Source organism: Nitrospiraceae bacterium, from assembly GCA_019637075.1.
In the GTDB taxonomy this organism is placed as follows: domain Bacteria; phylum Nitrospirota; class Nitrospiria; order Nitrospirales; family Nitrospiraceae; genus JAHBWI01.
This window is the reverse complement of record JAHBWI010000002.1, coordinates 229,362-243,585: the sequence shown is the minus strand read 5'-3', so window position 1 is coordinate 243,585 and position 14,224 is coordinate 229,362. Positions and strand designations below refer to the sequence as shown.

Sequence of the window (14,224 nt, the reverse complement as noted above, 5' to 3'; positions counted from 1 at the left end):
AGCGAGCATGCATGAACGGCAAGCGACAACGGGGTTGGTGCTGGCGGCGGCCCTCTGTGCAGCGTTCCCTGGGGGGGCGATCGCGGGAGGAGACTTTTCCGCCGAGCGCGTGGTCAAGCAAGGCAAATCGGTGCTAACGACCCATGTGAATGCCAAGTCTGATCGCTGGCGACTGGAATTCTCGCATCCGCAATGGGGAGCTGACGTGATCATCGTGCGGGGCGATCGTGCGGTGGCGTGGCTGATCCTCTCAAAACGGCGGCAGTTTGTGGAGGTGCCGATTGCCGATGCCTACCGGTTGGAGCTCGGCGAGCGGATGGAAGGGGAACTGTCTCGGGAACTGGTCGGCGAACAGACATTGAACGGGTTTGCGACCGAACTGTTCGATGTGGCCGTGGCCCAGCGCGGAGAAACCAAGCATTACTATCGATGGATTACCAAGGCCGAGCGGTTTCCGCTCAAGACAGTCAGCAAGGAAGGCGAGTGGTCGGAGGAGTATCGGCATCTGGTCTTCACGGAGCAATCTCCCTTGCTGTTCGACGTTCCACAGCGGATGGACCGGGCGAACCCGCCGGCCAATGTCGAGCACTAGGAAAGGAGACGTGACGAGGGTGAAACAGTCGAGAATCATATGGGCCGCCGCGATGGCGGCGGGATTGGCGACGGTGGTGGGCGTCGGGAGCGGGGAGGCGGCGTACGAACCCGGAACGGTTACCGAGGGAGCGACGGTGCGGGGAACCGTGTCGTTGAAGGGGAGCCTGCCGGAACCGAAACAGTTCGAGTTGCGCCGGTATCCGGACCGAACCTTCTGTGGGACGCTATCTAATGGCGAGGGATTAAGGCAAATGACGGAGGTGACGGTCGGGCAGGAGGGTGGACTGAAAGACGTGGTGATCGTGATCGAAGGAGTTCAACACGGGAAGCCCTTCGATGCGCAAGAGGCGACGGTGGAAGCCAGGACCTGTCAGTTCCTGCCGTACGTGACGGTCGTGAGCGAGAAACGGCAATTGACCGTGACGAACCGGGACCCCGTGTCACACGATATTCAAGGGTACACCTATGACCAATCGGGCGTGGATATCGTGCTCCATCGACCGTCGCTGAAGGCGACCGGAACGACGGAGACGGTGCATTTGGTCAAGGGACGGAAGGTCTTCACGATGCAGTGCGGGGTCCATCCCTACATGCAGAATTGGGGCTATGCGGTCGACAATCCCAATTACGCCGTGACGGCAACGGACGGCGCGTTTGCGATCGCCGATCTGCCGGCCGGGACTTACAAAGTGAAAGCCTGGCATCCGACCTTGGGTGAGCTGGCGCGTGATCTGATTGTGGAACCGAATAGGACCGTGCAGCTTGACCTGGAGTTCAACGCCAAGTGAGCAAGAGCATGATCGACCTGTGTCGCCGGATGTGTTGTGTATTGGCCCTTGTGGCGGGAGCGGCCGGGTTGCCGCTCGCCGCCGAGGAGGATGGCCTCTCGGTGGGCAGGGTTGAAGCCGTGTTCGTGCAAGAACACCGCGCCCAAGCGAACACGATCAAGCTGGAGTTCGCCGAGGCCGGGCTGGAGAATGTACATCTGCAGTTCATGAAGGCGGGACGCCCGCCGACTAACGTCGGGATGGGACCAAGCGTCTCCGTTGCGCGTGCCCAAGCGGCGCTGCGGTTGGCGAAACGCTACAACGGTGCCGTGACGATCCTACTGCCGGAGCGCCTGTTTCCGGCCCATTACATCGCGATCGCCTCGTCGAGCTTCGACGATACCGTCGAGTACCAGATCGATGAGGCGACGATGAAGGAATTGGAAAACCCCGCCTTGACAACGGAGCAGTTTCACGAGTTATATCGCCGACTGACGCCGGCGGATCATCCTCCGGTAAAGAAAGGTCGGGTGTTTTGATGTATGCAAAGCAGGTGGGGCGGGCGATAGTTCTCTGTGCGGCGTTGGGGGGGGCGGTGGTCTATGCCTGGTCACCCAAAGATGTGCAGGAAGCCGGCAAGGCGATGCTCAAGGACGCCGAAGAGATGGTCATGCACGGCGGAATGGGGGACGGTTCAGCGATTGTCCACCACTGCGGGGAAGTGACCAAGCACGCCGAATCGATTTTGAAACAGCTGCCGTCCAACAACGAAGAGGCCAAGGCCGCAGTGCCGCACTTGCAAGATGCTATTAAGCATTGCCGACGGGTTGCCGAACTAGGGGACAAGGTCGATCCCGGCATGAGTTTGAACCCAGCCGTCAAAGCTCGCACTGCGGTGAAGGAAGCGGTCAAACGGCTGCAGGCGATCCGGGACAACGGCGCGTAGCGGGCCCCCAAGAACGCCGGTGGATCCGCTCGGTTGTAGCTGGGATGCTCAACTGTGCCATGTGACGCGTGAAGCTCGGTTCGTGGCGAGGAAACAGATTCCCTCTGTTCACACGCCGGCGAAATACGGACGACGAGGTATGCATCACGCTTTATTGTGATTGCTGCTTCGGTACGATCGGGCTGACCGCATTTTGGTCCCGCCCTGGTTGGTAACCGGCCAACATCGCGGCGATGGCCGGTTCCAACTCCTTCTGCGACGTGGCCGGCATCTTGATCCGCACGCCACGCCCCTCATTCCTTCCCAACGAAAACAGGTGAACCTCGACCATGTGCACGCTCCGTTCATCTTGGTAGGTGAAGCTCAATCGTTTAGCCGGGAACCCCGCGAGCGTCGTCTCCTGATCCTTGCGCCAGGTGAGCGCGACATTTTTTTTCTGGAACAGCTCGGTGATGATTCGGCGATGCGCCGCGGCAAATTCCTCGAGTGTCTGCCGGCGGTCCTGGCTTGTGCCCTCGAGCAGGTTCATATGGCCCGAGAGGGCAACCAGACTGTGTTCGACGGGGGGAAGCAGTGTGACGCCGATTCCGTCGGGCAACGGTTTTCCCATTTGCCAGGTGTCCGGGTACCGCACGGAAAATCCAAAACGCGCATTGGTGTAGAGTCTCCAGCCCTGCTGGTCTGGAACCGCAGCTTGGGTGTAGGCACTGGATAGGCTCGCACACAGTATCGCCAGCCACAGTCCAAGCCATCCACCTCGTGTCCGGATCATGTTCATGCCTGTCTCGTTCCTCTTTCCGGTTACTGAACCGAGCGCGCACAACGAAATCCGATCGTGGCCGCTCGCTGATCCGGTGCCGCGCCGCTCCTGGTGGAGGTACGTAGCAGCGCCGGGGTGCTTTTCCACGACCCGCCCCGCACCACCTTGTACCGACCTGTAGTAGGCCCGGGCGGGTTCCGGTCCGGCATCGTCACATAGTAATCGATCCCAAACCAATCCGCGACCCACTCAGCGGCGTTGCCCGCCATATGTCGAACGCCATAGGGGCTCTGCCCGGCCAAGCCGTTGTCCACGGCGGCCACGATGGGAATCTCATGGACATGGTACTGCCCGAACATGGCGAGCTCTGCTGTTGGGGCATGGCTTCCCCACGGGAAGAGTTTGCCGTCGGCTCCGCGGGCCGCCTTCTCCCATTCCGCTTCGCGCGGCAGCCGCTTCTTTTGGGATAAGCAGTAGTCCCTGGCCTCACTCCAGGTGACATAGAGCGCGGGCCAACGAGTTAGGACCGCAGGCGACACCGAGTGCACGGCCGCGACGTGGTCGATGAGTTTGACCAGCAGCTCCGAAGGCGTCCGATCGGTCTTGTATAGCCATGCGAGGAACGATCCGAGGTTCACCTCATCGCGATCGATTTCGAAGGCGTCGATTTGCACGCGTCGCTGCGGTTGTTCTGTGTCGTCATACTGGAGTTCGAGGCCGAATGTGCTTTCGATCGTGCGCGGCGTACCCATGAGGAACGGGCCCTCATCCACTCGGACCATCGGTGACTCGGCGGCGAGTGCCGCGATGGCTTGGAGCCGCTGCCGGGGCTCTTCGCTGCGAACCAATGCGGTCTCCGCGCACAAGGGGAAGCCGCAGAGCGTTGCGATCGCCAAGACCTGATACTTGCCGAGAAGCCGAGCCATCAATCGCTTCATGGGATCCCGTTGACGCGTGCAGGGAGCAAGAGCCCCAGAGGTAACACAATGAACCACTGAACGGGAATTAGATTCTATGTCTGTTCTGAGGGGGCGGAGCGAGAAGGGGTTTCGGATGGGGCGTTGTCGCCCTATTTCAATTTGCGAATGGGGCGTAGAGATCCCATTTTTCGGCCATGCCAGGGTGTGGTCGGCGACATTTGCCACAGAATTCGACATCACCGTCTTACGGATTTGACAGGAACATTAATTGCTTTTCTCGCACGAGCCGAATGCTAACCAGGCTCTCGGTGGTCTGACCCCTTAGTGAATTCGAGTTGTCTGGCGGAGGAGTCGGAATAGAAGGACCGGCCTCCTGATGTTCCTCCAACGCAATTGGCCTCCGCCAGACTCCCATATTTGTGACGGTGTGTTTCATGTGCCCTGTTAGTTGTGTCCGCAGTAGTCAGCGTAACGACCGTTAGTCAGAAGGAGGCCGAACGTATGGGTGTACCAAGGAAATGGATGCGAGCAGGTGTGCTGGGGCTCACCACCTGTCTCGGCCTGGCCGGCGCTATGCCAGCTGGGGCCATCATGAGCCATGACGGACATGTGGCGACGGAGTCCAGTACGGACCTCGCGACACCAGTCCACCAACCGGCTGGTCCGATCCTGCAGGACAAGATGTCCAAGGCGATCGACCAGATCGAACGGGAAGTGAATTCCCAGGGCCCGTTCCGGGGCGCAAGCGCCCACGCCATGCAGCAGGGTGTGTTGCTGGTTGCGGACGATCCCGACAAGGTGCAGGTGTCGCAGGGCGCTCGTTGCCCGGCGAATGCGCCGGTCCGAGTCTACGACGTGACCGCGATGAACGTGGAAATCACGGTCAACCGTTTCGGCGATTTCTATCCCGGCTATATGTTCGCGTTGACCGAGCAAGTGGCCGGTGTGCGCGACGAGGAAGCCAAGAACAAGGCCGCGCGGGACAGCGAAGATCCGACCTTTGCGGGCGGTGCGGTCTCCAATGGCTTGCAGGGCGACTTGATCCAGCCGTTGGTCATCCGGGCCAATCAAGGTGACTGTCTCCGGATCACGCTCCGCAACCAGATTGAGAACGAAGCGACGAACATGATCATCAACGGCTCCCAGATGCTTGTCGCAAGCACGGGGAAGCCGGCGACCGCGAACAACCCTGATGCCCTCGTGCCTGCCGGGAAGACCGGCGAGTTCGAGTGGTACATCCCCCTGGACCTGCAGGAGGGAGGACGTGCGTTCCATAGCCATGCGAGCCGTGACCAGTACTCGCTCGGCATGGTCGGTTCCCTTGTGGTCGAGCCCCGCGGCTCCCGCTTCCTGAGCCCGTTCTCAGGTGAGGACATGAAGAGCGGCTGGGAGGCCATCATCGACGTGGCGGGCGGCTCGGACTTCCGCGAATTCGTGATTTTCTATCACGAAGCGGGCGACGAGACCTTCCGTCTCCTCAACCGCAAGGGCGATATGTTGCCGCAGCGCGACGCCCACACCGATACCTATCGGCCGGCCGCGCGTTTGCTCAACTATCGCAGCGAGCCGCACGGCGAGCGGTTGGAAATGCAAGAGCATTTGGTTGGGTTTGCCGACGAATCACAGGGCTACGGCTCCTATACGTTCGGCGATCCGGCGACCACGATTCCCCGCTCCTACCTCGGTGATCCGGCCAAGTTCCGGATGATCGGTGGTTCGGAGATCGTGCACTCGCACCACTTGCACGGTGGTTCCATTCGTTGGGCGCGTCAGCCGGGCACGAGCAAGCTGGACCCCACGCTTTCCAAGAGCGGTCCGGTGAAGTTCCCCCCGATCACCGACACCTCCGACCGGTTGGACGTGCAATCGATCGGTCCGTCCGAAATCTATGATGAAGTGATCGAGGGCGGTTCCGGCGGGTTGCAGGCGCTGGCCGGCGAGTTCGTGTTCCATTGCCACATTCCGCAGCACTATGTGACCGGCATGTGGGGTTTCTGGCGCGTGTACAACACGCTGCAGCAGCCGGGCTTCCAGAACGACGTGATGAAGCCGTTGGTTGAATTGCCGGATCGCAAAGGCAAGATCAAGGCAGGCGTCAGCTCCGATCAGTTGGTCGGTAAGACGGTCGACTGGTATGGCGGCAAGAAGTTCGAGATCACCAAGGACAAGACCGATTGGAAGTCCAATCCGGTGAAGGTGTCCATCAAGGATTGGGTCGAGTACATGCTTCCGCCGCAGGGCCTCCCCGGGAAGACCGAGGACCAGCTCAAGCAGGCTCAAGCGAACGACCCGACCGTCGTGAACTGGAAGTGGAAGGGCGACACCGCCCTGAATGAGCCGGAAACGCCGCACAAGTGGGCCGACTATGTGTCGCCGACGCCGAACGAGCGCCCGGCGATCACGTTCGATCCGCAGACCGGTAAGCTGGCGTTCCCATGGCTGCGTCCGCACCTCGGCAAGCGGCCTCCGTTCGCGCCGAACCACGGCGGGGCGCCGTGGCTCGAGCCGTTCCGCGTCCGCGAGGACGGCACGAAGAGCACCGAGCCGGCGAAGCCGGGTGAGCAGGGGCCCTGGAGCCTCTGTCCGGCCAATGCGCCGCGGAAGTTCTTCACCATCCACTCGATCACGCTGCCGATTACCCTGAAGCCGGCGACCTCCAAGACCGCCGCGATCGTGGACCCGATCGGCATGATCTATGTGCTGCACGAAGAAGAAGAGGAAGTCCGCAAGAACCCCGCCAAGCAGGTTCCGCTGGTCATCCGCGGCAACGTGCATGATTGCGTCGACGTGATCTTCAAGAACGAGATCCCCGACGACGCTCGCACCGGTTGGGCGAACAAGATCAACCTCCATCCGCACTTCTTCCAGTTCGACACGAGCGCGTCGGACGGCCCGACCATCGGGTTCTCCTACGACATGTCCCTGCGCGCGTTCACGATGCTGGAAGACCCGCAGCCCACGAAGGGTATGCCTTTGCCAGCCAACACCGTGTTGACGGCGGACAGCAAGGCAGGTGCGCGGAGCATCACGGTCAAGAATCCGGCGAAGTTCCACCACAACATCGAGTTGGGGGTGGGCATGGACGATCCGAAGTTCTTCGAGGTCGCCCGCATCAAGGAAATCAAGGGCAACACGATCACGTTCGATGCGCCCTTGAAGCACGCGCACAAAAAGAACGACATCGCGAGCGTGGAGTTCATCCGCGAGCGCTGGTATGTCGACGTGGACTTGGGCACGGTGTACTGGCACGATCACGTGTTCGGCACCGACACCTGGGGACACGGACTGTTCTCGGCATTCATCACCGAGCCGCGCGGGTCAACGTATCATGACCCGGTGACCGGCAAGGAACTGCGGAGCGGACCGATCGCCGACATTCATACGATGGAGCCGGTGTCTGCCCACATCCGCGGCAGCTTCCGCGAAGTCATGATGCACATCATGGACAGCAACGCCCGGTCGGCGGAGTTGATCACGACCGACAATCCGCAGGCGAGGATGGGCGCGGTGACGGTCGATGGACCGCCGTCGCACCAATTCCCGGATCGGATCAACAAGTCGGCGATGTGGTTCCTGAACGGCGGCGAGGCGACGACGGGCAGCGGCTACAGCATGCGTGTGGAGCCGTTGAGCGTCCGGTTGGCCAACAACCCGGATCCGTCGAAGTTGTTCGTGTCCGGATTGCACGGCGATCCGGGAACGCCGTTGTTACGGGCCTACCTGGGTGACCCGATTCTCGTTCGGGCGCTCGTGGGATCCGCCAACGAAGTGCACACGTGGCACGTGACCGGCCACTGGTTCCCGATGGAACGGTACGGCACGACGGCCATGCCGCGCAGCACGGTGCACCTGGTCATCGGCGAGCGGTACGATCCGGCCATTCCGGCGGCCGGTGGTCCGCAACAGATGGCGGGTGACTACCTGTACTACAGCGGTCGGGCGTCGCACTTCGCCGAAGGCAGCTGGGGCATCTTCCGCGTGTTCGATGAAGCGCAGAAGGACCTGAAGCCGTTGCCGGGTCGCGAAGAGATCCGTAAGTCCGCCCAGTCGGTGTGTCCGGCGGATGCACCCGTGAAGACCTTCAACGTCTCCGCGGTCGACCAGAACATCCGGTACCACGAAGGGGCACCGGGTTTGATGGAAGTCGATCTGGAACGGAAGATGGTCTTGGGTAACGAACAAGGCAAGATGTATGTCCTCGACGGAGATCGCGGTAGGGTCAAGGCCGGTGAATTGAAGCCGAGCCCGCTGACGCTGCACGTCAACGTCGGTGATTGCATCAAGGTCAACCTCAAGAACGAGATGGCCAAAGATCGGGCCGGGTTCCACGTCGACATGATGGCGTTCGATCCGAAGGACTCCTTCGGCGCCAACGTCGGCAATAACCCCGGTGATCAGACGGTCGGCCCGGGCGAGAGCAAGACCTATACGTACTATGCGCATCCTGAGTACGGTGAATTGGCCGCCTTGATCCAAGATTGGGGCAACGTGGTGGAAAATCCGCGGAACGGCCTGTTCGGTTCCATCATCGTCGGCCCGAAGGGCTCGCGCTATCGCGACCCGATGACCGGCGACGACATCACGATGAAGAGCAGCTGGCGCGCTGACGTGCTGGTGGATCGCTCGGTTCCCGGAAACGAGAGCCGGAAGAACTACCGCGACTTCTCGCTGATGTTCCAGGACGAAGACAACATCGTCGGTGTCAGCTTCATGCCCTACATCCAGCAGGTCGCCGGTATCTCGGCCGTGAACTATCGGTCGGAACCGACGGCATGGCGGGTGGAGAAGGGTTGTGAAGTGTCCGAGGTCTTCAGCTGCGTGAAGGCCGGCGAGACGCCGTCGACGCCGTTGTTGCAAGCGCACGTCGGTGATCCTGTGGCGATCCATGTGTTGGGCGCATTCAGTGAACAGGTTCAGCTGTTCACGGTCGACGGTCACGAATGGCCGCACGAGCCCTACATGCAGGGTGCCGACCAGGTGAGCACGATGGAGTTCGGTGGTTCGGAAATCATCAACGCCTACCTTACGGGCGGCGCGGGTGGACCGAACAAGATCGTCGGTGATTACCTGTGGAAGAACCAGCGGCCGGCGTTCGCGAATGCCGGACAGTGGGGACTCTTCAAGGTACTGCCGGTCGAGGATCAGCGGATTCTTCCGTTGACGCCGCAGCCGCCTGCGACCAAGACGGCGGACACCGAATCGAACGGGGGACATGCTTCGAAGACCTCCGTGTCGGTGCGATAAGGAGTCTAGGACGGCGTTGCGAGACCGGGGCGCCGTCCGCCGCTAGCAGTGCCGGTCCGTATCACCCGTGGTGGGGGAGCCGCAAGGCTCCCCCACTTTTGCTTGAACACGAGGACCTCATGAAGCCAACCTTGCGGAGCATCCTGTGTAGTTGGAGCCTTGCAGTCGTGTCAGCGCTCACCGCGGCGCCAGCCGGTGCCTATGATGAAATCGCCGTCCAAGACGGCGGGACCGTCACCGGCACCGTACAGTTCGATGGAGAGGTGCCGGATCCGACCCGTTTTGAGTTGCGTCGGTCTCCTGATCGTGGGTATTGCGGAGCCTTGTCGGATGGGTCGGGCTATCGGTTTTTGCGCGAAGTCGCGGTCGGGCCGGGGCATGGCTTGAAGGACGTCGTCATCACCATCGACGGCGTGGAGAAGGGCAAAGCCTTTGATTTAGTGGAAACGAAACTGGAAGCGAACATTTGCCAGTTCGTCCCGTTTGTGTCCGTCATGCGCGACCGTCACATGTTGACCGTGACGAACATCGATTCCGTGGCGCACGACCTGCAAATCTACGAGCGGGACCAGGATCATATTTTCATCATGTTTCACCGACCTGCCCTCACGAAGGCCGGGACGCGGGATCTCATTCGCATGACCGGTGGGCGTCGGGCCGTGATCATGCAGTGCGGGATGCATCCGTACATGCAGGGACACGGGGTGGCGGTGGACAATCCTTACTATGCCATCACGAATCTTGACGGGACGTTCACCATTTCCGACTTGCCGCCAGGGTCCTATCGGTTGCGGGCGTGGCATCCGACCTTGGGCGAGCAGGTTCGCGAGATTACTGTGGCAGCCAAGGGTACCGTGCAGACTGAGTTGACCTTCAAGGAGAGGTAAGCCATGATCGTCCGCATGTCGCTTGCAGTGTTGTTGTCCGGGGCGGCGCTGATGGGCCAGGCGTCTTCTGTTCTTGCAGATCAGACACCCGTTCCTCCGGTCACTCGCATCGAAGTCGTGTTGGCGAAACAGTATCAACAGAACCAGGCGCCGGTGAAAGAAGATTTCGTCCAGGCGGGGATGACCAATGTGCACCTCCAGTTTGCCCGGATGGGACAGCCTCCACCCAACATTGGGATGGGGCGTGACGTCCCGGCCGATAAAGCCCGGGAAGCGATTCGCTTGGCGCTGAAATATAATAAAGACGTGACGATCCTTCTTCCGGAACACCTGTTTCCACCGCGGTTCGTGACGATTGCCTCTTCGAATTTCGACGACACCGTGGAGTTTCCCATCGACCATGCCAGCCTGGAGCAATTGCAGGACGAGCGTTTGTCGACGGCGGAGTTCCACGCGCTGTATCGCCGGCTGACGACTCCCAAAGACGCCGGGGGACGGTATTGACGCATGCTGTCGGCTCTCCGTGGATTCTTGTTCGCCTCAATGCTATTTACGTTGGGGGCATGGAGCGGATCAGCGGACGCCTTTGAGTTTTCTGCGGAGCGAGTCTATCGATCGGGGGGGAAGACGGTCCAGACGCGTGTCTTTGCCAGCGATGACCGCTGGCGGCTGGAATACCTCTTCCCCCAAGCCGGTAGCGACGTCGTCATCGTCCGTCAGGATCGTGGGGTTGCCTGGTACCTCTACCCGAGAAGCCGAATCTATGTGGAGCGGACGGTACCTCCTAGCCTCCTTCTGCATGTCGATGAGACGATTCCTCCTGACGCCACCAGGGTGCTCATCGGAACCGAGGATCGGAACGGTTACCCTTGTGAAGTCTTCGACGTGACCCTGTCGGTTAGGGGACGGACTCAACGATTCTATCAATGGGTGACAAAAGACCGCCGTTTTGTGATAAAAACTGTGCACGAACAAGAAGACTGGTCAGTCGAGTACCGAAATGTCCGATTTTCGACTCAGTCGAGCCGTCTCTTTGAACCTCCCTATGCCTATTCGCTGCAACCGGACTGACGGTTCCACGGCGATCAATCTCCCGTCTCTTTCCTCTTCAGTTCGTTCTGTCGTCACCGTCTTGTTGATCCTGGGGCTGTTCCCCGCGGGTACCGCTTGGGTGGGGGCAGTGGAGCCTTCTGCGATCAAGGAGCATCGTGAGGCGATGCTGAAAGACGCCGAGGACATGATCGCACACGGCGGGATGGGCGATGCCAAGGCTATTGTTTACCACTGCGGGGAAGTCTCGCAGCATGCTCAAGCGATCATGAAAGATCTCCCGGCGAAGGATCCTCAGGTGAAGCCGGCGATCTCATTGCTTCAGGATGCCATTCGGCATTGCCGTCGCGTCCAACAGATCGGAGACAAGGCTGATCCTGGCGCCAGCCTGAATCCCGCCTCCAAAGCCCGCAACGCCGTAAGAGAAGCCGTCCATCTCCTCCGTACGCTCCAAGACCATAGTGCCTAAGGGCTGACTCCGACGAGGCGGGCCCTCTGATAAGCGTGTCCTCGCCGCCCCTTGTCGTACGGCGTGACGGCTCGGCTTGTGCTTGGGAAGGGACGGAAATTGGCAAGTACTGACGAATTCGCACAGTAGGGCGACGTTCTGCCGAGAGATACGCATCGGTACGGTCGCACTTTATCGGTGCGTCAGCCGCGCCTGTGGTCTCCCTGCTTGGGTCCAATCTCCCTAATCGCCTGCAACGTATACCATTGAATCGTATCATCTAGGGCCGTTCGGCCCCCTTGTCGGTTCGTCGGAGAATTCTGGCTTCTCATATAGATGTCATCCGATCCCCCCGTAAGTGGCATGCTGCCTGCAACTACCCTAGTGCCAACCCATGGGTTGCTAACGACCAACCCCACTCAACTCCTGCGCGTCGAGGTGACGGTTTACCATGGATCAACTCACACTCATGACAGAGGGACTGCCGGAGCCGGAGGATATGCTGTTGTCGATGATTCTCTCCTTCGCCTCCGACCAGCTGCAATGTCCCTGTTCGGTGATCAAGTCCGGAAATCCCCATGCGGTGCTGTACGATTTATCCAATCCTCGGAGCAAAATGATGTGGGAGCAGGCATGCCACACCGTGTCGCCGATTGCCGTGGCCGTGTCTGATTCGCCGGTGCCCGGTGCCCAATGGGTATTGCGTAAGCCCATCCGGACCCACAGCCTGACGGCGTTTCTCAATGACCTGTCCAGCCATGTCATGAAGGCGTCCCTTCCGCTAGCGACCCCGTCGGACGAACCGCTTGTAGCCGATCCGTATGCAGCCCTGAAGACCCGGTTGACGTCGGTGGCGACAAGGCGGGCCGTCCAGGATGGCGGGTTTCGAGAGATCAAATTGCTCTTTGCAGGGAGTGTGGCCGCAGGGAAATCCACGGCCATCGAGTCCATCAGCGACGTTCCCACGATCAGAACGGACGTGGCGGCATCCGACCATGTCTCCAAGCTCAAGCCTTTGACGACGGTTGCGATGGACTATGGAGAGATGGGATTGGACGATGGACGACGGTTGCGGTTGTATGGAGCTCCCGGGCAGCGCCGCTATGACTTCATGAGCAAGATTCTTTGCAAGGGGGCATTGGGGCTCGTCATTCTGCTGGATAACCGCATCGTGAATCCGCTGGCGGAACTGGACTACTACAGTTTCATATTTTCCGATCTGATCGAGTCCACGGCCATGGTGGTCGGGGTGACGCATCGCGATCAAGCGCAGGAACCGGCGCTGCAGAAGTATGAGGACTATTTCCGTGTTCGGCAGCAGCCATGGCCGGTGTTTCCCGTCGACCCACGAAAGCGGTCCGATGTGGTGACGCTGGTCAGCGCCTTGGTGTCGATGCTGGAGCAGACGCGAAAACCGATGGTCCGCCGCTGACGACGGCTCCGCGAAGCTACACGAGTCGGCGGTTTGCTTGAATGATGAGGAGCATGCCATGAGTATCTTGATTGTCGACGATGCGCCTGAACAACTGTTGATACTCGAGCGGGTCTTGCGCGCAGCCGGGTATGAGAAGACGCACGCCGTCAGTTCTGCCGCCGCGGCCTTTGATCTGCTGGGTATCGGCGTCGCGGGCGCGACCCCGATGCCCGTGGATCTGATTCTTATGGATTTGATGATGCCGGACGTCGACGGGCTGCAGGCCTGTCGCAAGATCAAGGCGGTACCCCAATTGTCCCATATCCCGATCATCGTCGTGACCGCCAAGACGGATGCTGAAAGTCTCCAACGGGCCTTCATCGCAGGGGCAACGGACTATATTCGCAAGCCGGTCATTCCCGTGGAACTCATCGGACGGACCTGCTCCGTGCTCAGCCAGAAATTAGAAATGGATCTGCGCAAAAAGCGGGAGCGTGAACTCGAGGAGGCCTTGAGGGAATTGAAGGTCCTGAGAGGGTATGCTCCGATTTGCTGCGGCTGCAAGAAGATTAGAAACGCGGACGGACAGTGGCAGCCTGTCGATGAGTTTCTGTCGCAGCATTCCGACCTCAAGGTCAACGACACGCTCTGCTCCTCCTGCGCGGAGCAGTGGCGACAGGGTGATGCGGGAGGGGACCTGCGGGCCGGCGTTCAGCGGGCAGCCGAGGGTTCCGACGAGCAGGCCGGGTTGTAACGTTCAGTGGAGGCCTGTAGCAAGGAGCGCACGACATGATCTCTGAGACACTCAAAGCCCATTTCGGCAATCATCTCGCGGCGCTCTGTGCAAGCTGTGACGCAGCCGACATGGTTATGGTGGCCACGCTCGACGGCCGGTTGGTCGCCGAACAGCAGCGTAAGAACCATCACGGCGAACGGGCTGCCGTCATGAGCAGCTCCCTGATGGCGTTGGGAGATGCCATCGCCAAGGAGCTTTCACTCGGTACCTGTCAGATTATCATCTCCGAAAACGACAAGGGGATCGTGTTGTTCAAGCACATCGCTCAGGACTTCGTGTTGGTCTGCCTGACAGAGTCGAGCGGAGGGCTCGGGGCGTTGCTCAGTTGGACCAAGCGGAGTGCGGAAGACATGGCGAGCAGCGTCCCTGCCGCCGCAGCCTAGCCGGGATCAACTCCT

14 protein-coding genes are annotated in these 14,224 nt (G+C 60.4%); 12 read left to right on the top strand and 2 right to left on the bottom strand.

Annotation, left to right across the window (positions count from 1 at the left end; all coding sequences use genetic code 11):
- Positions 1–7: 7 nt before the first annotated feature.
- The 4 genes from KF814_05355 to KF814_05340 are packed head-to-tail and all read left to right on the top strand — an operon-like array spanning position 8 to position 2,307.
- Entirely contained in the window at positions 8–592 is a 585-nt protein-coding gene (locus tag KF814_05355) for a hypothetical protein (GenBank protein ID MBX3235558.1), read from the top strand.
- A 19-nt stretch (positions 593–611) separates the two neighbouring features.
- The gene (locus KF814_05350; protein MBX3235557.1) at positions 612–1,382 is read left to right on the top strand and encodes a carboxypeptidase regulatory-like domain-containing protein; all 771 of its coding nucleotides are present in this window, start codon (positions 612–614) and stop codon (positions 1,380–1,382) included.
- Positions 1,379–1,900, top strand: a complete 522-nt coding sequence (locus tag KF814_05345; GenBank protein MBX3235556.1) for a hypothetical protein — start codon at positions 1,379–1,381, stop codon at positions 1,898–1,900. Before KF814_05350 ends, KF814_05345 begins: the two co-directional genes overlap by 4 nt.
- Entirely contained in the window at positions 1,900–2,307 is a 408-nt protein-coding gene (locus KF814_05340; protein ID MBX3235555.1) for a hypothetical protein, read from the top strand. Before KF814_05345 ends, KF814_05340 begins: the two co-directional genes overlap by 1 nt.
- A 151-nt stretch (positions 2,308–2,458) precedes the next feature.
- Here the strand turns inward: KF814_05340 and KF814_05335 are convergent, their stop codons facing one another.
- Entirely contained in the window at positions 2,459–3,085 is a 627-nt protein-coding gene (locus KF814_05335) for a hypothetical protein (GenBank protein ID MBX3235554.1), read from the bottom strand.
- A gap of 23 nt (positions 3,086–3,108) precedes the next feature.
- The gene (locus tag KF814_05330) at positions 3,109–4,005 is read right to left on the bottom strand and encodes an SUMF1/EgtB/PvdO family nonheme iron enzyme (protein ID MBX3235553.1); all 897 of its coding nucleotides are present in this window, start codon (positions 4,003–4,005) and stop codon (positions 3,109–3,111) included.
- 483 nt (positions 4,006–4,488) lie between these two features.
- Between KF814_05330 and KF814_05325 the strand changes: the two genes are divergently transcribed.
- The 8 genes from KF814_05325 (at position 4,489) to KF814_05290 (ending at position 14,209) form a co-directional block, all read left to right on the top strand.
- The gene (locus tag KF814_05325) at positions 4,489–9,231 is read left to right on the top strand and encodes a multicopper oxidase domain-containing protein (protein ID MBX3235552.1); all 4,743 of its coding nucleotides are present in this window, start codon (positions 4,489–4,491) and stop codon (positions 9,229–9,231) included.
- 119 nt (positions 9,232–9,350) lie between these two features.
- On the top strand, positions 9,351–10,118 hold the full coding sequence (locus tag KF814_05320) for a carboxypeptidase regulatory-like domain-containing protein (protein MBX3235551.1): 768 nt from the start codon (positions 9,351–9,353) through the stop codon (positions 10,116–10,118).
- A 3-nt stretch (positions 10,119–10,121) separates the two neighbouring features.
- Entirely contained in the window at positions 10,122–10,622 is a 501-nt protein-coding gene (locus KF814_05315; GenBank protein ID MBX3235550.1) for a hypothetical protein, read from the top strand.
- Between the two features lie 3 nt (positions 10,623–10,625).
- Positions 10,626–11,189, top strand: coding sequence for a hypothetical protein (locus KF814_05310; protein MBX3235549.1), 564 nt, complete (start codon positions 10,626–10,628; stop codon positions 11,187–11,189).
- Entirely contained in the window at positions 11,164–11,637 is a 474-nt protein-coding gene (locus KF814_05305) for a hypothetical protein (protein MBX3235548.1), read from the top strand. The genes KF814_05310 and KF814_05305 overlap by 26 nt, the downstream gene beginning before the upstream one ends.
- 430 nt (positions 11,638–12,067) lie before the next feature.
- Positions 12,068–13,048, top strand: coding sequence for an ATP/GTP-binding protein (locus tag KF814_05300; GenBank protein MBX3235547.1), 981 nt, complete (start codon positions 12,068–12,070; stop codon positions 13,046–13,048).
- 58 nt (positions 13,049–13,106) lie between these two features.
- On the top strand, positions 13,107–13,784 hold the full coding sequence (locus KF814_05295; protein MBX3235546.1) for a response regulator: 678 nt from the start codon (positions 13,107–13,109) through the stop codon (positions 13,782–13,784).
- 35 nt (positions 13,785–13,819) lie between these two features.
- On the top strand, positions 13,820–14,209 hold the full coding sequence (locus tag KF814_05290) for a roadblock/LC7 domain-containing protein (GenBank protein ID MBX3235545.1): 390 nt from the start codon (positions 13,820–13,822) through the stop codon (positions 14,207–14,209).
- Positions 14,210–14,224: the final 15 nt, after the last annotated feature.

What these genes read in the sequence shown, in the direction of transcription:
- KF814_05355 (MBX3235558.1), top strand. Translation starts at nt 8, where the DNA reads ATGCATGAACGGCAAGCGACAACGGGGTTGGTGCTGGCGGCGGCCCTC.
- KF814_05340 (MBX3235555.1), top strand. Translation starts at nt 1,900, where the DNA reads ATGTATGCAAAGCAGGTGGGGCGGGCGATAGTTCTCTGTGCGGCGTTG.
- KF814_05335 (MBX3235554.1), bottom strand. Translation starts at nt 3,085, where the DNA reads ATGAACATGATCCGGACACGAGGTGGATGGCTTGGACTGTGGCTGGCG.
- KF814_05330 (MBX3235553.1), bottom strand. Translation starts at nt 4,005, where the DNA reads ATGAAGCGATTGATGGCTCGGCTTCTCGGCAAGTATCAGGTCTTGGCG.
- KF814_05325 (MBX3235552.1), top strand. Translation starts at nt 4,489, where the DNA reads ATGGGTGTACCAAGGAAATGGATGCGAGCAGGTGTGCTGGGGCTCACC.
- KF814_05320 (MBX3235551.1), top strand. Translation starts at nt 9,351, where the DNA reads ATGAAGCCAACCTTGCGGAGCATCCTGTGTAGTTGGAGCCTTGCAGTC.
- KF814_05315 (MBX3235550.1), top strand. Translation starts at nt 10,122, where the DNA reads ATGATCGTCCGCATGTCGCTTGCAGTGTTGTTGTCCGGGGCGGCGCTG.
- KF814_05310 (MBX3235549.1), top strand. Translation starts at nt 10,626, where the DNA reads ATGCTGTCGGCTCTCCGTGGATTCTTGTTCGCCTCAATGCTATTTACG.
- KF814_05305 (MBX3235548.1), top strand. Translation starts at nt 11,164, where the DNA reads ATGCCTATTCGCTGCAACCGGACTGACGGTTCCACGGCGATCAATCTC.
- KF814_05300 (MBX3235547.1), top strand. Translation starts at nt 12,068, where the DNA reads ATGGATCAACTCACACTCATGACAGAGGGACTGCCGGAGCCGGAGGAT.
- KF814_05295 (MBX3235546.1), top strand. Translation starts at nt 13,107, where the DNA reads ATGAGTATCTTGATTGTCGACGATGCGCCTGAACAACTGTTGATACTC.
- KF814_05290 (MBX3235545.1), top strand. Translation starts at nt 13,820, where the DNA reads ATGATCTCTGAGACACTCAAAGCCCATTTCGGCAATCATCTCGCGGCG.